General features: G+C 45.7%; 19 protein-coding genes. 11 read left to right on the plus strand and 8 right to left on the minus strand.

Annotation, left to right across the window (positions count from 1 at the left end):
* The first annotated feature begins 501 nt into the window (after positions 1 to 501).
* The 6 genes from DXN04_RS25705 (at position 502) to DXN04_RS25730 (ending at position 7,600) form a co-directional block, all read left to right on the plus strand.
* The gene (locus DXN04_RS25705; RefSeq protein ID WP_116856271.1) at positions 502 to 3,909 is read left to right on the plus strand and encodes a response regulator; all 3,408 of its coding nucleotides are present in this window, start codon (positions 502 to 504) and stop codon (positions 3,907 to 3,909) included.
* A gap of 15 nt (positions 3,910 to 3,924) precedes the next feature.
* Entirely contained in the window at positions 3,925 to 4,746 is an 822-nt protein-coding gene (locus DXN04_RS25710) for a CheR family methyltransferase (RefSeq protein ID WP_116856272.1), read from the plus strand.
* Positions 4,747 to 4,764: 18 nt separating this feature from the next.
* Positions 4,765 to 5,328 carry a chemotaxis protein CheB gene (locus DXN04_RS25715; protein WP_116856273.1) on the plus strand — a complete coding sequence of 188 codons (564 nt, stop codon included), beginning with the start codon at positions 4,765 to 4,767 and terminating at the stop codon, positions 5,326 to 5,328.
* Positions 5,329 to 5,379: 51 nt separating this feature from the next.
* Positions 5,380 to 6,471, plus strand: coding sequence for a sensor histidine kinase (locus DXN04_RS25720; protein ID WP_116856274.1), 1,092 nt, complete (start codon positions 5,380 to 5,382; stop codon positions 6,469 to 6,471).
* A gap of 12 nt (positions 6,472 to 6,483) precedes the next feature.
* Positions 6,484 to 7,269 carry a GDSL-type esterase/lipase family protein gene (locus DXN04_RS25725; protein ID WP_199415135.1) on the plus strand — a complete coding sequence of 262 codons (786 nt, stop codon included), beginning with the start codon at positions 6,484 to 6,486 and terminating at the stop codon, positions 7,267 to 7,269.
* A 133-nt stretch (positions 7,270 to 7,402) separates the two neighbouring features.
* Entirely contained in the window at positions 7,403 to 7,600 is a 198-nt protein-coding gene (locus DXN04_RS25730) for a hypothetical protein (RefSeq protein WP_116856275.1), read from the plus strand.
* A 561-nt stretch (positions 7,601 to 8,161) separates the two neighbouring features.
* On the opposite strand, the gene DXN04_RS25735 is transcribed toward DXN04_RS25730, so the two are convergent.
* Positions 8,162 to 8,500 carry a helix-turn-helix transcriptional regulator gene (locus DXN04_RS25735; protein ID WP_116856276.1) on the minus strand — a complete coding sequence of 113 codons (339 nt, stop codon included), beginning with the start codon at positions 8,498 to 8,500 and terminating at the stop codon, positions 8,162 to 8,164.
* 128 nt (positions 8,501 to 8,628) lie between these two features.
* Between DXN04_RS25735 and DXN04_RS25740 the strand changes: the two genes are divergently transcribed.
* The 5 genes from DXN04_RS25740 to DXN04_RS25760 all read left to right on the plus strand — a co-directional run bounded on the left by DXN04_RS25740 (position 8,629) and on the right by DXN04_RS25760 (position 15,876).
* Entirely contained in the window at positions 8,629 to 9,879 is a 1,251-nt protein-coding gene (locus DXN04_RS25740; RefSeq protein WP_116856277.1) for a Gfo/Idh/MocA family oxidoreductase, read from the plus strand.
* Positions 9,880 to 9,888: 9 nt separating this feature from the next.
* Positions 9,889 to 11,325, plus strand: coding sequence for a HEAT repeat domain-containing protein (locus DXN04_RS25745; protein ID WP_116856278.1), 1,437 nt, complete (start codon positions 9,889 to 9,891; stop codon positions 11,323 to 11,325).
* An 83-nt stretch (positions 11,326 to 11,408) separates the two neighbouring features.
* The gene (locus DXN04_RS25750; RefSeq protein ID WP_116856279.1) at positions 11,409 to 11,810 is read left to right on the plus strand and encodes a hypothetical protein; all 402 of its coding nucleotides are present in this window, start codon (positions 11,409 to 11,411) and stop codon (positions 11,808 to 11,810) included.
* Between the two features lie 195 nt (positions 11,811 to 12,005).
* Positions 12,006 to 14,630 (plus strand): glycoside hydrolase family 2 protein, encoded by a 2,625-nt coding sequence (locus tag DXN04_RS25755; protein WP_116856280.1) that lies wholly within the window; start codon positions 12,006 to 12,008, stop codon positions 14,628 to 14,630.
* A gap of 514 nt (positions 14,631 to 15,144) precedes the next feature.
* The gene (locus DXN04_RS25760; protein ID WP_116856281.1) at positions 15,145 to 15,876 is read left to right on the plus strand and encodes a hypothetical protein; all 732 of its coding nucleotides are present in this window, start codon (positions 15,145 to 15,147) and stop codon (positions 15,874 to 15,876) included.
* Here the strand turns inward: DXN04_RS25760 and DXN04_RS25765 are convergent.
* The 7 genes from DXN04_RS25765 to DXN04_RS25795 form a co-directional block, all read right to left on the minus strand.
* Positions 15,860 to 17,098, minus strand: a complete 1,239-nt coding sequence (locus DXN04_RS25765; protein WP_233525687.1) for a WcaI family glycosyltransferase — start codon at positions 17,096 to 17,098, stop codon at positions 15,860 to 15,862. The two genes, DXN04_RS25760 and DXN04_RS25765, sit on opposite strands and share 17 nt — an antisense overlap.
* Before the next feature lie 2 nt (positions 17,099 to 17,100).
* The gene (locus DXN04_RS25770; protein WP_116856282.1) at positions 17,101 to 18,504 is read right to left on the minus strand and encodes an undecaprenyl-phosphate glucose phosphotransferase; all 1,404 of its coding nucleotides are present in this window, start codon (positions 18,502 to 18,504) and stop codon (positions 17,101 to 17,103) included.
* Positions 18,505 to 18,687: 183 nt separating this feature from the next.
* Positions 18,688 to 19,431: an FkbM family methyltransferase gene (locus DXN04_RS25775; RefSeq protein ID WP_116856283.1), complete on the minus strand. Its 744-nt coding sequence runs from the start codon at positions 19,429 to 19,431 to the stop codon at positions 18,688 to 18,690.
* On the minus strand, positions 19,428 to 20,522 hold the full coding sequence (locus DXN04_RS25780) for a glycosyltransferase family 4 protein (RefSeq protein ID WP_116856284.1): 1,095 nt from the start codon (positions 20,520 to 20,522) through the stop codon (positions 19,428 to 19,430). Before DXN04_RS25780 ends, DXN04_RS25775 begins: the two co-directional genes overlap by 4 nt.
* A complete protein-coding gene (locus DXN04_RS25785; protein ID WP_116856285.1) occupies positions 20,522 to 21,937 on the minus strand; it encodes a hypothetical protein in 1,416 nt (471 codons plus the stop codon). Before DXN04_RS25785 ends, DXN04_RS25780 begins: the two co-directional genes overlap by 1 nt.
* Before the next feature lie 2 nt (positions 21,938 to 21,939).
* The gene (locus tag DXN04_RS25790) at positions 21,940 to 22,848 is read right to left on the minus strand and encodes a hypothetical protein (protein WP_199415136.1); all 909 of its coding nucleotides are present in this window, start codon (positions 22,846 to 22,848) and stop codon (positions 21,940 to 21,942) included.
* On the minus strand, positions 22,848 to 23,489 hold the full coding sequence (locus tag DXN04_RS25795) for a class I SAM-dependent methyltransferase (protein ID WP_116856286.1): 642 nt from the start codon (positions 23,487 to 23,489) through the stop codon (positions 22,848 to 22,850). The genes DXN04_RS25790 and DXN04_RS25795 overlap by 1 nt, the downstream gene beginning before the upstream one ends.
* Positions 23,490 to 23,491 lie beyond the last annotated feature (2 nt).

Consider the following 23,491-nt stretch of genomic DNA (forward strand, 5'->3'; position numbering starts at 1 on the left):
CCTGGTTTTTTAGTGTGTTTAATAAAATTGTTCACGATTTTATTGCAGTGTAGTCGATTTTGCATGGTCTACTAATGGCTTACCCATATATACTCAAAACCAACCTGAAAGGTTTTCCCCTTTTTGCAAATAATTCGTTAATTATTTTATATTATAATTTATTTAAAAATATTCGGGGCGGTAAATGTTTAGTTTACGTTTTTAGCACTCGAATTTGGCTGTAAATTACTACCAACAGGGCAATAATGGCCATATTATGGAGATTAATATACGTCCCTGCATTATACCTATATTCTATCTATATGAAAACAACCCTAAGCTTCGATACTAACCTATCACCAAAACATCACCAAAAGGTCACCAAAAGGTCACCTCAATATCCCGGGGATATTGAAGTGACCTTTTGGTGACCTTATAGTGCCCTTATAATGCCCTTATCACATCGAAGTTGCACCGAAGCTTCCCCGAACGTTTATAAGTAAAGCATTATATTTGTCTACTATGAAGAACTCCTTAAAGTCACGTCTGTATCTCGGATTTTCTATTGCTATCCTGTTGGTAATAGTCGGTGGCATCTTTACCTATATCACTTTCAAAAAGCAACGCTCACAGGCTGAATGGGTAGAACACTCCTATGAAGTGATCACTACTGCGCAACGTATCAATAGATATGTTTACGAAATTGAATCTGCAGGTACTGCATATAGAAGTACTCATATATTTAAATACCTTGATTCTTACTTCGAAATACATCCAAAAATATTGCCAGCCTTCTACGATCTCCGTAAAATGGTTAGGGACAACGCCAGTCAGCTGAAAAAAACAATCGCCATTGAAAAGGAATTAATAGGACTCCTTAATTACTGGGAAGGGCTGGGTGTCAGGCACGACACGAACTACGTGTATTCACATGTTACGGAAATTACCAATGAGGAACGCCTCATGGCGACAAAGATTCATAATGATATCCAGGATATAATTGTCGAGGAACGCCTGCTGCTTGCCAACCGCAATAGCGCTAATACTGAATCTGTAGCCAGGGCCTCCACTGCCCTCATCCTTAATACCTGTTTCATATTGTTTGTCGCGCTCGTGCTCATGGTGATCTCCTTCCGCGAATTCAATAACCGGCTCAAAGCACAGAAAGAACTACAGGTTAAACTGCGGGAAACCGAAATACTCAATGCCAATGCCAATGCTAATAACTGGATGCTCACCGGTATGAGCCTGGTTAACGAAAGCTTGCAGGGAGATGTTGCAATTGATGCCCTTGCCAGCAAAATTCTGCAGGCCCTGATCACTTACCTGGACCTGCCCGCCGCTGTCTTTTATTGTTATGACGATGAGAGCAAAATGCTGAAGTTCTGTGCCGGCAAAGGACTACCTTCCACTATCAAGAAGTCCTACGAACTGCACGAAGGCATCACCGGCGAAGCGGCCACCCGGAAAGAACTAACTGTTATAAAAGATATTCCTGCCAGTTACTGGCGACTGGAGTCCGCCACCGGGAATGATACCCCCGGCACCGTTATATGCCTGCCCCTGTGGGCTGATAATGACCTGGTAGGATTGATAGAACTGGTTTCATTTAATCAGCTGAGCGAAAGAGCCATAGACCTGCTGCGCAATACCTCGCACGCCATCGCAGTAGCTGTCAATGCTGCCAGCTCCCGCAAAAAAGTTATGGAGCTCCTGCGCCGCGTACAGGATCAGAAAGAGATTCTTGAAACACAGCAGGAAGAACTGCGTCAATCCAACGAAGAACTGACCCGCCAGTCAGAAATACTCCAGGCCTCCGAAGAAGAGCTGCGGGTACAGGAAGAAGAACTGCGCCAGGTGAATGACGAAATGAGTGTGCAGAACAAAGCCCTCGAAATGGCCCGGCAAGAGCTGTCCAGGAAAGCGGAAGAACTGGAGCAAAGCAGTACCTACAAATCTGAATTCCTGGCAAACATGTCGCACGAGCTACGTACACCACTCAATAGTGTACTGATCCTTGCCCGACTGCTGGAAGAAAACAAAGAACAGAATCTGAGCCCAAAGCAGATGGAATATGCCGGTATCATTCACAAATCCGGTTCTGATCTCCTTAAACTCATCAACGATATCCTGGACCTGTCCAAGATCGAAGCCGGAAAAGTGGAAATGAACATAGAGCCGGTAACTGTAAAAAGTATCAATAGCGATCTTCAACAACTCTTCCATGTAGTAGCCGAAGAAAAACAGATTAACTTCATTACAAATATAGACGCGGCTGTTCCTGCTACCATTCAGACAGATGGCCAGCGCCTGGAACAGGTGATCAAGAACCTGCTTTCCAATGCATTTAAATTCACCCCGAAGGAAGGCACAATTGAACTGGCCTGGACTGTACAGGCAGACGGGCTCCACATCGCAGTATCCGATACCGGTAGCGGTATTCCTGCTGATAAGCAACAACTGATCTTCGAAGCCTTCCGCCAGGCAGATGGTTCTACCAGCCGAAAATATGGAGGTACAGGCCTGGGGCTTAGCATCAGCAAAGAACTGATGAAGCGCCTGGGTGGCGAGATCCGCCTGGTCAGTGCAGAAGGGCAGGGTAGTACCTTTACCATTGTCATGCCTACCGGGGCACCTCCCAATGCCGTTCCCCGGCCGACAGCTGCGCTTGCCCCCGTGCAGGAACTGCCCGTTAAAATAGAACCTGTGCTGCCACCAGGAGAACAAGTGGTAGAAGATGACCGCAACATTCTAAGCAAGCAGGATAAGCTCATTCTCATCGTTGAGGACGATGCCAGCTTTGCGACCATCCTCCGGGACTTTGCCAGACAAAAAGGATTTAAGACCATCGTAGCCCTGAACGGGAATGATGGTTTGTTCTTTGCCCGGAAGTTCCTGCCGGCTGCAATCATCCTGGATATGAATCTGCCATTGATAGATGGCAACAGCATTCTGAAGATTCTAAAGAACAACGAAGAGCTGAAACATATACTCGTACACGTAGTGTCGGCAGGAGAAATCTCCCTGCAGGTACGTGATAAAGTAGAGGGCTATACGCAGAAGCCGCTGCAGGTTACTGATATGGAAACAGTGTTCTCCGGTATCAGTTCCCAACTGGATGCCAGGCTGAAAAAAGTGCTGGTTATTTCAGAAGGCGTATTACTCCATCATCCTTTCCTGCAATCACTCAGTGATGAGCGCCATCTGCAAACCCAGTACCACCTGGTGAAAGGATTGGCCGAAGCTGCGATGGAACTACAATCCCATTCCTACGACGGGATTGTGCTGGATGCCGGTACTGATATATCAGAAAGCATTGCCAGGCTCAACCAGCTCAGGCAGATTGCTGCCGCCAGAGACCTGCCGGTGATCGTATACCTTGATCACGACATTTCGGAAGCTGATGAACTGGCGCTGAAAAAGAACGCAGCAGCCATTGTACGCAACTCTACCTTCTCGGGAGACCGCCTCATGGATGAACTGGAACTCTTCCTCTACAAGCTGAATGAGACGACTGTAGCTCAACCTGCAGACAGGGTACCTAAGACAGAAAGCAACCTGGAAGGCCAGAAAGTATTACTGGCTGACGACGATATGCGAAATGTATTTTCCCTGAGCGCACTGCTGGCAGGTCATGGATTGGATGTAGTGACAGCTGCTGATGGGAAAGAAGCACTTGAAAGACTCGAAGAAAATCCTGATATTCGTTTAGTACTGATGGACATCATGATGCCGGAAATGGATGGTTATGAAGCCATGCGCCGCATCCGCGCAAATAGTCGTTATCAAAATCTGCCGGTCATTGCACTCACAGCAAAAGCCATGGCGGGGGACAGGGAAAAATGTATCGCTGCAGGAGCTTCGGATTATATAGCCAAGCCAATCGATAGCAGTAAACTTTTATCGCTTATACATGTTTGGATGGTATAACCTTGTATTGTTTCTATGAAGGAAGACATATCTAATGCAGATTTCGTTGATATAGTTAATATAGTAAAACTGCAATACGGATATGATTTCACCGGTTATGCGCAGGCATCCCTCAAGCGCCGTATTGTTCGTTTTATGAGCTATGCCGGAATAGCTACCGCATTTGAGCTGAAGTATCTGCTGGTCAATGATACAGATTTTTTTAACCGGCTGGTACAGTATATTACCGTGAATGTGACGGAAATGTTCCGTGATCCCTTGTTTTATCAAACCCTGCGGACACAGGTGCTTCCCAAGCTGGCGGCGTACCCGAATATTAAAATATGGCATGCCGGTTGTTCTACCGGAGAAGAGGTCTTTTCCATGGCCATCCTGCTGCATGAAGCCGGACTGCTGGGAAGGACTAAAATATATGCGACTGACCTCAACCCTATGAACCTTGAAAAGGCAAACATGGGCATCTTACCACTGGATAATATGAAAGACTATGTATACAATTACATTCAGTCAGGAGGTTTAGGCGATTTTTCAAATTACTACACAGCCAGGTATGACAATGTGCTGATTAAAAAAGAGCTGCGTAAGCATATCACCTTTTTCCAGCACAACCTGGTCACAGATACCGTATTCAATGAGTTCCAGCTCATTTGCTGCCGAAATGTATTTATATATTTCAACAGGGAATTGCAGAACCACGTGTTGCAATTATTCTATGACAGCCTTTCACCGCGTGGTTACCTGGCCATGGGAATCAAAGAAACCATGCGCTTCGCCAGCATCCATGAAAAATTTGAAACGATACATCCAGCGCATAAGATTTACCGGAGAAAAGGGTAAGCCGCATGTTGTAAATTTATGAAGAACAAAAAGTACGATATTATCACAATCGGAGGGTCAGCCGGTAGCATCGCTGTACTAAGCAGGATTCTGGATGAACTGCCTGATTATGTGCAGACCCCTGTTGTCATCGTATTGCACAGGCTCCGCAATGTGCAGAGTGAAATGGGCAGACTGCTGTCCTCCAAAAGAAGAATTATTGAGCCAGAAGATAAAGAAGCTGTAAAAGCACGCAACATTTACCTTGCACCACAAAATTATCACCTGATGCTGGAAGCCGATAAGACCTTTATGCTGGATTATTCAGAACTGGTCAATTACAGCCGGCCTTCTATAGACATGACCTTTAGTAGTGTGGCAGAGGTGTATGGCAGCAGTGCGCTCGCTATATTGCTGAGCGGTGCGAATAAAGATGGTGCTAAAGGCATGCGCGATATTATCGCCGCAGGTGGTACAGGCATTGTTCAGGATCCTGCTACCGCCGCGTTCGTTGCTATGCCACTGGCAGCGCTTGAAATAAGCAAAGGGATTCATGCCCTGCCAGTTGAAGATATAATAAAATTTATAATTAATGAACCATGAGTAATGTTTTCTTCGTATATATAAATAAGATTAGCCGTTAAAAGAGTGCCGATGATTAAGACCAAAAAATTTACCATCCTGCTGGTAGACGATAGAATGGAGAATTTATTATCGCTGGAACAAATGCTGCTGGCGGATAACAGGACGTTTATTCAGGCTTCATCGGGCAATGAAGCATTGAAGCAGGTATTAAAAAACGATGATATTGGGCTGATCATGCTGGATGTGCAAATGCCGGATATGGACGGATTTGAAGTGGCCCGTTTACTCAAAGACAATCCGAAAACCAGGAATATCTCCATCATTTTTGTAACTGCCATAAACAAAGACGAATACTATGTGCTGGAAGGTTTTAAGAAGGGAGCCGTAGATTATCTGTCCAAACCACTGGACATCAATATGACCCGTGCTAAGGTAAACGTATTCGAACAGTTATATTTCTACCAGGATGAACTGAAACAGGCCCTGAAGGAGAAGGAACAGATCAATGGGCAGCTGGAGCGCTTTATGCACGTAGTGGCACACGACCTGAAAACACCACTCTCCGGTATTACAGGTTTGCTGATGCTGATGCAGGAAGAAGAAATAGTAAAGGGCACACCTATGCTGTCAGAATATATGGGAATGTCTGTGAGTGCAGCCTCACAAATGGCAGATATGATCACAGCTATCCTCGACTACAGCAAGGAACACCAGTTCTCCAACAAAACAGAAGATGTGGATGTAAATGAGTTGTTGCAGCAGCTGATCAAACTGTTGTTCCCCCCGGTACATGTACGGATCGAGGTGGCACCGAACCTGCCTGTGCTGCATACCAGCAGACAGAAACTGCAGCAGGTATTCCAGAATTTACTGAGTAACGCGATTAAGTATAACGATAAAGCTATAACAGAGATTAGTGTGGGTGGTGCACCGGACGGTGAGTTTTATAATTTTTATGTGAAGGACAATGGTCCTGGCATAGAGGATAAGGACAATGAAAGAATCTTCAGGTTGTTTGAAAAGGTAGACAGGGATGACGATAAGGGCACAGGAATAGGATTGAATATCCTCAAATTACTGGTGGAAACACAGGGCGGAAAGGTATGGGTGGAATCCCGTTTGGGAGAAGGTAGCTGTTTCTACTTCCAGTGGCGGAGATAAATTGTCATGTATATGAGAACCTATGGCCAAAGGGCAGGTGTATACCTGCTCATGCTGGTGATTGCCCAGCTTCCGTCGATGGCGCAAAAGAAAGCCGTCACAAATCTGAATATTGTATTTATTGGGAACAGTATTACTCATGGAGCAACGCTAAAGGATCCGGAGAAGGAGGCTCCGCCGGTACGAACGGTGGAGTGGTTGCAAACCCAGGATGGAGTCGGTAAAGTGAATTTTTCCAACCAGGGCGTAAGCGGGTATACTACGGTAGATTTTCTGCCAGCTACCGGGAAAGCATTTAAAAAAGTGGAGGCGGCAGCCGAAGCTTATAAGGCAGAGAAAGATGCATTGTTAGTATTTTCAATTGATTTGGGCACCAATGATAGTGCCGTAGAGGGGCCAAACGGGGCTCCAGTCTCTCCCGAAAACTATAAAAAGAACTTACAGGCAATTATAGACCAGTTGCTGACAGATTTTCCGGACAGCAGGGTAGTCGTGCACCTGCCTATCTGGTATAGTCCCAATACCTATAACGGTGCGATCTATTTGCAACGGGGCCTGGACAGATTGCAGACTTATTTCCCGCAGATCAGTGAGCTAGTCAAGGATTATGGAAGAACAAAGCCTGGACAGGTGATTGTGGGCGATAAACAGGGATTTGGGTACTTTAAGCAACATGCAGCGGCAGAGCTACAGGCGGAAGAGGGCTGGCAGGGCGTATTTTACCTGCATCCCAACAAAATAGGGGCAGAAAGCCTTGGAAAGCTGTGGGGGAAAGGGATTTATAAGTTATTAAAATAGTCAGATTGCGGGGTTTTGTTGTACAAAACCCCGCTCTTAATAAAGACTTAAACCCCTACTGCTATGGAATCCCCACGTTTTTTACTATTTTAGTATAGTTATTGATCCTTTGAATGGAAAAACGTGTATACCAATGATTTATGTGAAAGATACCGGAGCGTCGACCGGCGTACCTAAAGAAAACGAAATTTTGCACACTGGCTCAGGTGGAGCCTTTGAAGAAGCAGAGCGTGCCCTGGATGAGTCAGAGCGCGAAATGAGCGATGAGCAACTGGATGAGCGTCTTGAAAATACCCCTGAAAAGAGCAGATCTCAAAGACCTTCCTACTAAAGTTACGGACAAAAAAAACCGGCACTAAAGGACTAAAGTACCGGTATTTCATTTTGCATTGTTCGTAAACGAAGATTACAGCCCCTTTTTCAAGGAACCATATAAATATGTTGTATTACTCGGTGGTAATTTGGAAAAAACATTGTGCATTGTTGTAGTCTGGTGTCTTTCGTTTTGCGTATAAAGCGGCGACATGTTACTAATTAGATTGGAACAATAAGAACCCAACGTATTCTGTAGGTTGCTAGCCTCCAGATCTTTATGATTCACATGACACATCATGTATCCACTTTATACTAATCTGCCGGCCGGGCTGTTGTATCCTTTTCTTTATAAAAGCGGGGCAAAACTACTAAACACATCGCTGTTTTTAGAAAATAAACTTCGAACACGGCTGTTAATGATTTGTAAAAATTACAGGGAAAAGAGTTTATTCTAACGTAATACAGATATAAGTGCTTGTCTGATAATTCTTTCGGCAAGGCTGCTGATTTCTAAGAAAAATGCAGAAATTTTTTGGCACTGAGTATATATACGTTAAAAATCCCCTATTGGTTTTACTTACTCACTATTTCCATGTCGAATTTCCTGGGGGGAACAGGCATAATGTTTCCTGAACTCCCGGTTGAAACTTGATACATTACTATACCCCACTTCTTCCGCAATATCGGAAATTTTACTATCTGATTGTTCTAAAAGCTGAAAAGCCTTTTGCATTCTTTGCTCCAACAACCAGTTTATCAGGGAAAGATGCTTGTATTTTTTAAAATCCTGTTTCAGCTTCGATTCACTTATGTAATGAGAATGAGCTAGTTGTGAGATGCTGACTGGCTTATTTAAATTGAGCAGCAGGTATTCGCTAATGCTGGCTATTACCTGTTCGTGGCGATTGGTAGACATGGGATTTGTGTTTCAATGGTTTAGGGTTACCTGTAATTTAAGTAAAAAATCGCTTGTCCGGCCGCCTGAAAATTATATTTATAAAAAATGCATATCTTGTCCCCTCGTGATCATTACCTGAAGATCCTATGCCAAACCATAGACGTGAATTTCTGAAAAATATAGCCGGTACGGTGGTAGCCTTTACCATTCTTCCCCGGCATGTATTAGGCCGGGGCTACCTTGCACCCAGCGACCAGCTGACCAGGGGGATAATCGGTACTGGTATTGCCGGGAGGCAACAGCTGAACTATCCCGGTACCCGTGTGACCGCCCTGTGTGATGTAGATCAGACCAACCTGGCGCAGGCTGCCGCAATGCTGGATAAAAAGGTCAGGACCTTCGACGACTACCGCCACCTGCTCCTTCAAAAGGATATCGATTTTGTACATATTGCTACTCCGCCTCACTGGCATGGTCTCATGGCCACCGAAGCCGCTGCTGCAGGGAAAGACATCTGGTGTGAAACCCCGATGACCCATTCTATCGCCGAGGGCAGACAGCTTGTCAAGACCGTGCAGACCTATGACCGCATCTTCCGGCTCAATATGAATCACCGGATTGAAGGCAACTTCTATGGCACCAATGTACCTGTCAAAAAATTAAAGAAGCTGGTGAGCAGTGGAATCCTGGGCTGGCCACTGACCATCACCCTGGGACCTCAGACGGGTTTCAGCTGGCCTTTCTCAAATTTAGGTTTGACCAGTCTTCCCGCTCAACCTGTGCCTGCGACATTGAATTATAACCGCTGGCTGGGGCCCGCACCTTTTAAACCCTACCATATCAACAGGATTCAAAACTTTCGTGGATATTGGGATTATGGAGGAGGTGTACTGGCAGAGCTGGGGCAGCAATACCTGGATCCCGTACAGTTCATACTGGAAAAAGATGCGACCAGTCCTGTTGAGGTAACAGTACAGGCACCTTTACAACACCCTGATGCTGTAGGCACCTGGCAGAAAATCACCTTTACCTACCAGGACGGCTGTAAAATAATCCTGGATGCAGCAGGCATGGATGCCAATGCGCCCTTTATGTCCGGCTCAAAGGGCAAACTGTATGCTGATTTCAAATCAGATCTGCCTGAGCTGGAAAAACAACTGGCCAACTATCCCGATCCCCCCCTGGCAGTTACAGACTTTGTGACAGCAGTGAAGGAAAGGCAGACCTTCGTAACAAACGAAGAAAACGGACATCGCTCCTGTACCCTGGTCAATATGGGAAAGATCGCTCTTCAACTGGGCCGCTCCCTCCAGTTTGATCCTGAAAAAGAAACCTTCCTGTTTGATGAAGGTGCCAACAGGTTGCTGAACAAGCCCCTGCGCAGCACCTGGAAATAACTATGTACCATGAGGCGTTCGAATCTGATAATATTATTAATACTTGGCACCTGCCTGCATGTAGCAGGGCAGGGGCAACCCTCTCCCTATGCCGGCAGGATCACTGCGATTCTGCAGGAAATGCCATCCCCCAATGATAGTCTGAAAACCATCTCTATGAAACAGATGGAAAAGCTGGGAGAACCCGGCCTGACTGCATTGGCGATGATGACGCAGACAGGGAATATAAACGTGCAATACGCCCTTTCTGCTTATACAGGATATGTTACAGCAGCCTTACAGGATTCTGCCCGGAAAACGGCTGTAAAAGCCTATTGCAGGGCCCTGAAACTGGTGACCTCCACCCCCGCAAAAATTTTCCTGATCAACCAGCTTCAGTTGTGTGGCAATGATCTGGCAGCAGCTACCATTGCACCTTACCTGGTGCAGGAAGCATTGTGCGATGCTGCGGTGAGGGCTTTGATCCAGATTGGTGGCCCGGTAGCCAAACCTACGGTAGTCTATGCACTGTCAAAAGCAAAAGGCAATGCAAGGATCGCCCTGATCAATGCCATTGGTGAGCTTCGCTACCTGAGCGGCCTGGATGCAGTAACAGCACTGGCCAACACGAGAGATCTGCGTCAGCGCAGGGCCGCATTGATGGCTATCGCTAACCTGGGCAATGAAAGCAGTGATTCATTATTACATGCTGCAGCTGCAAAAGCAGGATATGTATACGACAGTTCGAATGCTACGGCAGCGTATATATTATTTGCACAGCGTATGGCGGAGAACTGGCCACAGGAGCCAGCCAGGGTGATTGCCGCCCGCATGCTCAGGGAATGTAAATCACATGCCCAGCTGCCAACCAGGATTGCTGCGCTGCAGATCATGGTGAACGTGCATTTCAATGAATCGAACAGGATTCTGGGAGATGCCGCAGCAGATCCCGATCCCGGTTTCAGGGCCGCAGCACTGAAGATGGCCGCAAGGAATATGAATACAGCCAATACCAGCTACTGGATAGACAGGATCGCGAGAGAAAAAGGAGCGGTGAAAGCCGGAATATTGTTATTACTGGGCGAAAGTCAGCAACGCGCTACTACAAGGGTGATCCAGGCTGCACTGGCAGATAGTAACATGGTGGTGAAAATAGCCGCTATCAAAGCTGCAGGTCTGTTGGGAAATACGACCATGATTGCTTCGCTGGTATTTGAAATGAACAAGGCGGACAGCAGTACGATCTTTTTAATCAGAGATGTATTGCTCACTATGCGGAGTAAAATGGTCGCTTCGACTGCCAGCATTTCTTTGCAGAATAAGCCGCCACTGATGCAGATTGCATTGCTGCAAATCCTGGAGGCGCGAAAGGCGGAGGAGTCAAAACCAAGAGTACTGGCAATGTTGCAAAGTGCAAACCCGGCTGTAAAAGAGCAGGCGGAGAAAACATTGAAAGCAATTGAATAGAACCGTTTTTTTATTTATGGCATCGTATTTGAAGATAAGGACATATGTTCCTTATTCTGTAATTAATCAATACATGCTCATTTATGAAAACTAAATTATTGCTTGCTGTACTGGTACTGGGCCTGGGTGTTCTCGTATCCGGTTGTAAAAAAGAATACATCACAAATGAAATTCCTAATACAACTATTCAGGCAACCATCGCCAGCAATACCTGGCAGTATGATAGTAATACCAAAACCTATTACAGGGAAATCGATATGCCTGAAATTACTGACGGTATAAATCAGACCGATGGCGTATTGGTTTATATCTCAGGTGATGGTACTACCTGGGAAGCTGTACCGGATGTATACAATGGTTCTACTATCATATATACTTACAAACCAGGCTTGCTTACCCTCGAAATCCAGGGTAGTGATGGTTCCACGGTAGATCCCCCAGGCGACATGTATGTTAAGATAGTATTAGTCGCTTCTGAAGGTTGATCATCCCCGAGAGAAATTATTCGCCCCCTCAGTCGAGGGGGCTTTTTTATTTACCCTTTCTGATACGTAATTCTCCTTTTGTAATTTATATTTGACCTAACTAATCAGCATCATTTTGATTTTGGAATATCAACGTATATTTTTGTCCGAACAGTGAACACGGCAATATTGCCTTCTAAACTTTCATGCAAAATTATGGTCCGGAAACTACTGAATGTGACAGGTCTCTTACTGGCACCTTTTTTACAATTGATGGCGCAAAGCCAATATGAACTTAACAGTGGTTGGGCATGCGCAAATGTCTCCGACGTAACTGTTAAGGGCGAAGCACTGTCAAGTCCTACCTATGGTCTCAAAGGCTGGCTGCCAGCCACTGTACCGGGTACTGTTTTAACGACGTTACTAAACAACAAACTTGTTCCAGATCCCTTCTATGGAATGAATAATGAGCGTATACCTGATATCTATACCACAGGTCGCGATCATTATACCTATTGGTTTGTAAAAGATTTCTCTGAAGCAACACCTGCTGCTGATGGCCAGGTATGGCTGCATTTCAGAGGTGTGAACGACGGTTGCGACATTTACCTGAATGGTCATCGCCTGAACGCGACCACCCATTATGGTACCTACATCCGTCATTCCTACAACATTACTTCCTTCCTCGCAAAGGACGGCAAGAACCGCCTGGCGGTAATCGTATATCCACCTGCAATCGTAGGTAATCCTAACGGTGGCCAGGGTGGTGATGGCACGATCGCCAAAAATGTAGGCCCTCAGTATACTGCCGGCTGGGACTGGATTCAACCTATGCGTGACCGTAATACCGGTATCTGGGATAAGGTGACCATTGAGAAAACCGGTGCTGTGAACGTCAGCAACCCGCATGTGGTAACCCTCGTACCAGGCCCGAGATGGCCGGACGCTAAACAGGCTCCTGCCACCGTCAGGGTGAGTGCAGAACTGGATAACGCAACTGCAAAGAGCATTGCGGGTACCCTGCGATATACCATCGGTGGTGTAACCGTGAGCAGCAAAGTAACGCTGGCTCCAAAGGCACATACAGAAGTACAGCTGCCTGACCTGGAACTGAAAGACCCTAAACTCTGGTGGCCTGCCGGTTATGGTCCGCAGCACCTGTATCAAAGCAAGGTTGAATTCGTAGAAAATAACAAAGTAGACGACACGGAAGAAATCACTGTAGGGGTGCGCGAAATCCGTACTTTCTGGAATGCACACACCAGGAGCCGTGAACTCTCTGTAAACGGTCAGAATATCTTTATCAAGGGTGGTAACTGGATTACTTCCGATGCTATGTTCCGCTTCACTGATGAGCGTTACGATGCAGAAGTACGCTTCCACCGCGACATGAACCTGAACTTAATCCGGATCTGGGGTGGGAGTCTTACCGAAAGACCTGAGTTCTTCAAGGCTTGTGATAAATACGGTATGCTGGTATTCCAGGACTTCTGGATGAGCGGCGACTGTAACGGCCGTTGGGTAGACCCCATGAAGAAGGAAGACCAGTGGACCCGCAGACAATATCCTGATGATCACCGCCTGTGGATCAACTCCGCTGCGGACCAGGTGAAGTTACTGCGCAATCACGCTTCCCTGGCTTTCTGGTGTGGTGGTAATGAGATCACTCCTCCTAAAGATATCTTCGATGTACTGGCGGATAGCATCATGCCTAAGCTGGATGGTACCCGTTACTTCTTCCATTATTCCAACACTGATAGTATGTCTTACAACATGCTGGGTGGCAATGGCGACGGTCCTTACAACTGGCAGCCGCTGAATGTATTTTGGAATGAAAGAACCTGGCCGTTCAACTCCGAAGTAGGTTCTGTAGGTGTAGGCGACCTGGAATCCCTGGAGCGCTTTATTCCAAAAGAGAACCTGGTAAGTCCGGAAAACAAAAAAGGTGGTGTTGATTCAGTATGGGATTATCATAAATACATTCCTTACTTCAACTCACTGGATCCATATGGTAAGCCAAAGGATATCAGGGACTGGACAAACAAGGCACAGCTGGTGAACTATGATCAGTATCGTGGTCTGATGGAAGGATTCAGTTCTCACATGTGGGATTGGTATACAGGGGTAATTATCTGGAAAACACAGAATCCCTGGACCGCATTACGCGGACAGCACTACGATTATTACCTGGATCCAAATGCATGTCTGTATGGTAACAGAACCGGTGCAGCGCCTGTACATGGTATGATCAACCCGACGGATGGTACTGTATTCATCGTAAACAATACTTTCAACTATTACCACGACATCATGCTGCAGCTGAAGGCGTATGATATGAAAGGGAATGATACACTGATCACACAGGTGTTCTGCGAAATTGGTCCGTCCAATGTACAGAAGATCATGAATGTGAAAAATTTCCTGGACAAGCTGGGTGAGAAGGAAGGTGTGTTCCTGGCTGTACGCCTGATCAAAGCTGATAAGACTGTAATGGACGACAACCTGTACTGGTTCCCTGATGCAAAAGGTAATTATTCCGGTTTACAGAACATGCAGGCTGCGAAGCCCCGGATCACTGCAACGAAATCAGGTAATGATATTCATGTAAAGATCAGCAATCCTGAGAATGGTCCGCTGGCATTCTTTAACAGGGTATCACTGGTAGATGCACAGACGAAGAAGAGAATTCTGCCTGTCTTCTACAATGATAACTACGTATCTGTAGTACCTGGTGAAGAGAAAGTGGTGATTATCAGTGGCGATGCGATTGCAAGGAGTGGCAAGGCCCAGGTAACAGTGAGTGGCTGGAACCTGGCAGAACAGGTGATTGAAATCAAATAATCGTATTTAAATATCAGCCGGCTGCAGGCCAGCGTCAAAAAAAATAGCCTTTACCCATGGGTAAAGGCTATTTTTTTTGAAAGTTATCCACAAACAGGACCCCAATATGCTTTATTTGAAAAAGGGTCAACTCTCCCGGAAAACAGCCATTTTTCACCTAAAACGTTAAAATCCTCATTAATTTTTGACTTTTTTAAAAAAAATTACATATATAATATATACCCCCCAATCCATTGATTCTGATATAATTTTAATCTTTTTAAGGCCCCTAAACCCATAGTGGTTCATATATTATTAATATTAAAAAATACTAATAACTAAAGTATTTACTATATTTATTTCCGATTTACATCCTTTTATCCAATATGATGCCAAAGCAACGAAGGTTGTTCTTGCTGGAGAAGCTATGTGCGGTAGTAATAAATGGAACATTTAGTATGAAACTGGAGCGATTGGTTACATATTAACGGCAGTAAAGCATATAATATTATTTCGTATTGATGAATATTTGGCAATGCAGTATAAATCTATATTTATCGTATTAATCTTAGGATGGATCAGCGCGCTAATAGGATGTTCCAAAGGCGGAGCTGCCTGCGATACTGGCCTAAAGCCTAAAATCAAAAGCAATGGTCCCATTGGTAACAATGAAACGCTCTCTCTCACCAGCAGTGGTGTGAGTGCGGTTGCATCCTATGCCTGGACTGGTCCTAATGGTTACACATCAACCGAGGCGGCACCGAAAATAACCAGTCCTACCAGGGGGAAATATGTGTATTCTGTCACTGTGACTACCACAGGTGGCTGTACCTACACTGGTAGCTCTGATACTATCGTTGTCACCGGCCCTACCAATGCCTGCGGTCTGGATAGCAACCAGGCCACGCTGCAAGGGGTGGTAGACCTTTCTTTCAATAAAGTAATAGGTACTACCGGCAGCAGTGATTATATGATTACCGCTACTAACGGTAATGCGACTATCACTGTTGAATTCCCTAATAATCAGCCACCTGCTGAAGGTATCTATTCTATCCAGAAGTCCACTACTGCGCTGTCTAATGGCTATTGCAGACTTACTGCCAAGGCGATCACCACCGCTCCATGGACAACTGATACCAATTCAGGATCTGTTTATGTCTCTATTGATAATAACGTTACTACCATCAGCTTCTGTACGGTGAAGTTCAATTCAACTGAATATAGCGGGGATGTAAGCGGTGCAGCACGTATTATCTGGAAGCCTTAAGCGCTCCCTGTTCAAAGCTTGTCATAATCGAATCTATAGCGAGAAAGTTCCGGGCATAGTCTCCAGCACGACTGGTGATGTGTCCGGAATCTTCATTTACAGCCTGTAGCAATCCCTCGTACAGCGCCTGCTGGTTTTCTGCCTGTATTACAATTCCTATTTCGTGTGTTCTTACCAGCTCATAAAGACTGGTGCCCTCATTGGCAGTGATCAATGCCAGCCCTTCTACTGCCAGAATAGTCGTTAACTTACTGGGCATCACCAGGTCGGCAGCATTGGCCTTCTGGATCACCAGGTGAATGTCGGCCATGTTCAGGAACCTGTTGAAGTGTGAAGACGGTTGGGTAGGGTAGAAGAACACATTCTGCAGCGACATGATCCGGGCCTTGTTTTCCAGGGTCGTCTTATAGGGTCCTGCTCCGCAAATCAGGAATTTCAGGCGGGCATCGTCCTGCATTGCCAGCGCGACCTCCAGGATAGATTCCAGCCCCTGTTTCTCACCGATAGCTCCTGAATAAAGAATCACTTTATCTTCAGCCCGAAAACCAAAATCAGTCTTTAGCTGCCGCCTTTCATTGATAGGAAAGAAATAAGAGACAGCTACCCAGTTGGGAAAGAAGAAGATCTCTCTGCCTGACTTGGCAGCTATTTTTTTCATCATCCCTTCCGAAATACTACTGACGATATCTGCTCTGTGCAGGATAAAACGCTCCATGCGAAACAGGGTATTGATCAGCCATTGAGAGCGGATCATCTGCAGGTCTCGGGCAGCCTCTATCTGCAAGTCCTGTATGTGATACAGCAGCCGCGTCCCCCTGATCCATTTATACAGGAGGCCCAGAAAGCCTAAATGGAAGGGGGGAACGACCACCATGACCACATCGAATTTTGCGGTGAACAACAATGTGAACAGCCGGAAAAAGGCTGCCATAAAGAAACTGGCATCCATCAATATACGTTTCATACCCGAAGGTGCTGCCGGTATATACTGGGGGCAACGATAAACGGTTACTCCCTGCTGTACTTCCTTTTTGTACCAGCGACCCAGCTGCGTATAAGGAGGCTGTATTTGCCAGTGTGGATAATAGGGATAGGTCGTGAGGACAGTACAGTCGTAACCTCTTTCAGCCAGCCACTGCATCATTTCCCCGTTGTATTTTCCAATTCCCGTTGGCTCAGGACTATAGTTGCCTGTGATCAGTAATAATCGTTCGGACATCATTCTTAATAAGCGTTCTTATCCCCTTTAATCATGTTCACTAAAGTCTGGAATATGATCTGGCAGTCCAGCCAGAAGCTATAGTTTTCAATATACCAGATATCGTAGTCTACTCTTTTCTGCATCATGCCTGACTGGCTGGTTTCGCCTCTGCAGCCATTTACCTGCGCCCATCCCGTGATGCCGGGTTTCACCATCTGCCTGCGCATGTAGTGTTGTACAGTTTCACGCGATTCTATATGCAGGGGAGTGGCATGTGGGCGTGGACCAACAAATGACATGTTGCCCATGAGCACATTGAAAAACTGCGGCAATTCATCAAGATTTGTTTTGCGCAGGAAACGGCCGATGGATGTAACACGGCTGTCATTGCGGGTTGCCTGCAGAAACCTGCCATTTGCATCTACTTCACTGGTTTGCACGATCATGGAGCGAAACTTATAGCAGGTGATCTTTTTATTTTTGAGTCCCCATCTTTCCTGTTTGAAAAATACAGGGCCTTTAGAGCTTAGTTTGATGAGGACTGCTATGACCAGGAACAACCAGCTGAAAGCTGTGAAAAGTACGAGGGTAAATACGATATCAAATACCCGCTTCATGCGTTGCAGGCCCGGATCATCCAGCGGACAGGAACGGATATTCATCAGTGGAAAAGAACCCAGCAGGTTCATGCTGGCAGTGGGGGAGCAATACTGAAGTACATTGGGAATAATCTTGACACTTTTGGCAGCACGTTCGCTGGCTACGATGACGCTTTCAGTTTGTTCCCTTGCGTATTCAGGCAGTGCTACAATCACATCATCTATTTCATTTGATTCGAGTATGTTAGTCAGTTCAGAGATCTTGCCCAGGTAGTGACCATGTAATTGTGTTTGCGCCTGGTCATCTACAAAGCCGATACAGTTATAACCGAAATGTCCATTCTTGGTAATGGTGTGGTAGAAGTTGATACCTGTCTCACCCGTACCTACGATTAGTACATTCTTAGTTCGATGCCGCTGAGACCTGAGTTTTAATAAGGTTTTCTTAACCGCATATCTGGTAAGGATTGCTCCTGCAAATACATATGCGGAGTAGAGTAGTGTAAAGGTGCGGGGATAGCTATAGTTTTTAAAAAAATAAAAAAACAGGAAAGTTAGTACACATGCCTGTAATAAGACATTTTTTATTAAAGCAACAAATTCAAATGAAAATGAATTGACCCTGTCGTATTCATCGTAGAGGCGGAGTGATGCACCGAGTATGATCCAGGTGCCGATGCTGATGCCCAGCAGCAGCCAGTCCATGTCGTTAAAGATCATCTCTCCCTTGGTACTGATATAATATCTGGTGAGGACAAATGCCGTCCCAAGTATAGTAAAGTCAAAAAATTGCCGTACGTATTGAACTGCATAATTTCGATTCTTCATAGCGATAAGATTACTGAGGGCATTGGTTGCCTTGTATCAATTTCCTATTGGCGTAACTGTTAGTTTTGACTCTGTCAGGTTTGGGTAGGCTATGAGGGTCGGAGTGGTGACTTGGGGCTTGGTTTTATTAACTACAAAACAGCTGTGCTTTTTGTTCTTGCTCCGGGAAAAAAAGTAATATGATCAGGCTGCTGTTTTTCGTTTATACAACAGGTCCATTTGTAAAATCTGTAAAGCATCTGTCTGGCAGAAACCTACAGGAGCTATGAATTCAAAGCCCAGTTCTTTCACGAAATTATGCATCTCGTCAAAGAGGGGTTCTCCTTCATACATAGGTACAAAGGAGGTCTCGAACAGGAGATAGTCGATTTTGTCCAGGCTTGCGGCAGCACCTTTCAGTACTTCTTTTTCAAATCCCTGTACATCCAGTTTTAACAATACAGGTGCATCAAAAGCGATGTTGCTGATCAGGTCATCGATTCTTTTTACAGGTACCTTAATCTGATGTTCAGAAGCCGTCTGCGGGAAAAATTGCTGTTGTATACTTGATACATGCAGGGCAGAACTGGCATGTGAATAATCGTTCTGAAAAAACTCCAGGAAGCCATTGGTACTGCCTAATGCAAAATTGTAGGTACTGATGCCATTGGCTTTGCTGATGTTCTGCTGCAGGGTGCGGAATACATCGGGCACCGGTTCAAAAGAATGGATGCCGGCACGGGGGTAAAAGTAACGTGCAGAGAGAGCAAACTGGCCCTGGTTGGCACCTACGTCTATGATCGTTTTTATCTCAGGGATATAGTGTTTACAATTGTGCAGAATGGTGGTGGAGGCAATGGATCCTCCCTTTTTCCACAAGGCACTGAGACCCCTTCCTGATTGTAAAAAAACTTTGGCCGCATCGGCAATTTTGAAAATGAAATTCATAGTGAAAATTTAGTGTTCCAGCAATGTTTGTAAAAAGAGATTGTTTCCTGAATGCTTTTGTCCCATGTAAAGAATTGTGATCGCGTAAATCCCGCCTGTATGATACCAGCTCTGAAATTAGCATCTTCGAGTAACTGAATTTTTTCGGCAAAGGCAGCAGGGGAAGGGTTGTTCACGAGTAGTCCTGCCGTACCTGTCACTTCCGGGATGGAGGTCGTATAGGTAGCTACTACGGGGCAACCTGCCTTCATGGCTTCACCCGGGGGAAATCCAAAGCCTTCGTAGGATGAAGGGTACAAGAGGCACCAGGCATAATTGTACAGGATATTCAGCTCTTCTGAGCTGACATGCTGTAGTATATGATACCTGCCTGGTATGGCCTGATCCAGTGCCTCCTTGTCTTTCGGCAGCCAGGGTTCACCACCTGCTACGACCAGCTGATAATGGGCTGGTAAGAGCTGAAGGGTGGCCACTGCCTGGCCGAAGTTTTTGTAGTGACTGCGCACGCCGATGTACAATATATAAGGTGAAGGCGGCAGTGCGAAGTCTGGTGGCTGCTGTTTGTCCAGGGGATAAAAGCAATCAGCAATGCCATGGTGAATCACCCTGACTTTTTCAGGATCCGTTTTGGGGTAGAAATACAATAACTCTTTACGGGTACTTTCTGAGATACAGATAATACCGTCTGCATGGCGTATGCCATAAGCCTTCTGCTGGATATTGGCTAACCCGCGGGGGAAACGGGTAGCCATCCTTCGCTCATGTGCAAAGTCATGTAAGGTGAGAATATTGACGATATCCTTTTGTGGAGATACCCGCAGGTAGCCGCCATGAAACACTGCACTGGATGGCAATGTATAGCGTAATGGCAGATAACGCAGGTATTTCGGAGGTATCCAGCTTTCACGGATGCAGGGGTAAGGGCTATAGTCGAGCTGCTGTTCAAAGAGGTTTTCAGAATGCGGATCGGCATTCAGAAAGTTCAGTGGCAGGTCGGTATCGCAGAGTCCTTTCAGAAGCTCGTACCAGTACATGGACACGCCACCCGCCCTTTGAATAGTAAACACGATATTGTCTAAGTAAATCTCCATCACCTTATCGTTTTAGTAGTTTCTCCGTCTTCATAAGCGCATAACATGGCTACTATTATCAGGAACAGGTCTATCTGACTAAAAAAGAAACAAACCCATACAAATGCGAAATATCCTTTTTGAAAGGGAGGCAGCTGCGGTCGCGTTATGGTCAGTACTACAAAGAAACAAATGAGGGCAAATACCCCAAACTCAGCCAGTATATAGAACCAGCGCATGTTCAGGTTATGACCGCCAATACCATTCAGCCTGTTTTCGTAGTTCACCTGCCCAAAGAAGTATTGTGCGGGAATAAAAGTACTGTTGCCTGCCCCATAGCCTGAAAACACCAGGTAGGGTTCATCTTTAAAGAAGTCCACCACCGGCAGTTCCATATCTCTTTGCAGCGGCATCCCCATGACCACATTATCTTTCTGCCAGATCTCATTATCATACCTGTATACAGAACGCTTAAATACCAGCTGGTAAAAAGTACTCGACTGGTTTTTAGCATACAGTTTTATAAAATATTTACTGGACGCGGCAATGCCCATGAAGAGGCCAATGATGATGCTCATGGACATAAGGATGCGTACCCTGGCTGAATTAACCCCGGAAAGAAATACACAACAGATACCTGCAGAGAGCAGGTTGATCCAGAAGGTTTGTGATACCGTCAGTACGCCCATGATCACTGATAGTGCTGCCCACTTGTAATCCCTGTCATAAAGGAACAAAGGGATGGTGAGCGAAAGGAATGCACTGAACACTTTGGGCTCTGCAAATAATGCCTGTACGCGCAGACTGAAAAATGAGGTGGATTGCTCCAGCAGGTAGCGGTGTTGTAAGCCGATGATCTCGCCCAGTGTTTCGCTTTTGAAGATGAATTGAGAAAGGATCTGAAGGATGGCAACAGCAAAGGAGAATTTTGCAATCTTTTTCATTGTATCAGCATACATCGCAAAAGACAGCTTTTCTCTTTCCTGCACAATTTTGGCACCTATGGCGAACAGGGGGAAAAATGACTTGATGTAAAAATAGACCGGCCTGAAGTAGAAGGCTGATTTCTTGCCAGGCGGATAGTAAAATGGATCTTTATAAACCTGTACGAGGATAAAAATTATGAGACTGGACAATGCCGGTATCACCAGTAATAACAGGTATTCCCGCCTGATGAGTGTTTGTCCTGTAAAAAGCCTGTGTGCCTGCTCCAGCATAAAGGCGACACTGACAAAGAAGGTTGCCGTAAAGGTAGGACCAACTATCAGCATCGTATAGGCTTCGGTGGCAAAGGCGAATAAAACAGTTTCCATCGCAGTGATCCTTTTGCTATAGTGCAGGTACAGCAAAAGAAAGGCAATGACAAGGGGCATTGCTTCCTTGAACATTTCCACAAAAGGATTACTGCTGATGAGGGCGTTATAAATACTATCCATATTTATGAAATGCGCTTATACAGGTTATAGAGGAAAGGGGTACCCCTGACAATCTTCCTGGCCATGTAAAACAGGTAGGGAGGATTGAACAGGTTGACAACCGAAAATTCATCTGCTGCATGGTCAATGCTGATGCTTGCCGGATGGACAATGTCAGGGATCCTGCCATACACCATCTTTTTGAACCATGCAGGTGTAGAGCGGGTATGAGTGGCTTCCTTTCCATAACCGATGTTTGTAATCAGGTTAGTATTGGGGGTAATGGCATAGCCATGATTGAACCACACACTCATAAACCATTGTATGTCCCAGGTATCGATCCGTTTTGTATAGATATTCTCAAGATCGGTGAGGAACTGGCGGTTCATGCCCTTGCGTGAAACATGTTGGTACCGTTGAAGACTAAAATCATAATACTGCCAGGCCCTGCGCCAGGTGGCCCATCCCCATATATGTGCAAACCTGGAGAAGTAATAGGAGGCATCGCCCCTTTGCTGTCCCATCTGGTAATTGCTGCCGGAAATGTGCATAATGCGTTCATCATGCCTGTAGCGATCCAGTAGTGTGGTACAGAAAGTAAAAAATGTAGGATCAGGAATGCAATCATCTTCCAGGATAATGCCTTCTTCCACCTGCTCAAAGAACCAGTTGATGGCGCTGCTCACAGCCTGGCCACAACCCAGGTTTTCATCTCTGAACAGGGTGCTTACTTCACATGGCCAGTCTATGGCATTGAGCACTTCGCTCCTGGTAGTTTCACACAAGGCATCTTCGCCCGGTTTACCAGGTCGTGGACCGTCTGCTGCGATGAACAATCGGGCAGGCTGTTGAGCTTTGATATGTTCAAATACCTGCATTGTCTGGAAAGGACGGTTGAAGATCAGTAATAGCACAGGTGTTTCCAGCTTCATTATTTTATAGCTTCGAGTGATACTGCATTTTCAAACCTTGTTTTCTCTTCTACCAGTTTAAACATCGGATCCGGACAATCATTGAATGCACAATGCCTGACACTGCTGAAACCCGCTTCGAGAAGAATATTAGACAGGGAGAGATGATCCCACATGTACAGGTGTTCGCTGTTGCCGAGGGTGCTTGTCAGCAGACTTTTGAATCCCCGCTGGCGTTGCTTTTTCCCCAGCATTGTCTTTTCGAGGAACTTTGTATTTGCATTGATATCATGATTGGCCAGGTCTTCCACATATTCCCTGGCTGCGGATTCAAGATCCGGCAATACGCAGCGGAAGTAAGCGCCAGGTTTCAGAATATGATAAGTATTGCGCACTGCCAGCAGGCAATCGTCATACGAAAGATGCTCCAGTACATGGGAGCAATAGACACCGTCGCAGGAGTTTTCACGAATGCCGGGGAGTGATTTCAGGATATCACCCTGATGAACGTCTTTTGGAAAGGTGACATGCAATCTGCTTTTCAGTAACTTGCCTACAATAGGCAATTGTTGAATCCGGAGTGTAGGACTCGCATCAAAATTGGTCCAGCCTTCAGGTGCTGAATAGGGACCACATCCATACTGTACATATAACTTGTTCATAG

It is taken from the genome of Chitinophaga silvisoli (assembly GCF_003412465.1).
GTDB classification, from domain to species: Bacteria; Bacteroidota; Bacteroidia; order Chitinophagales; family Chitinophagaceae; genus Chitinophaga; species Chitinophaga silvisoli.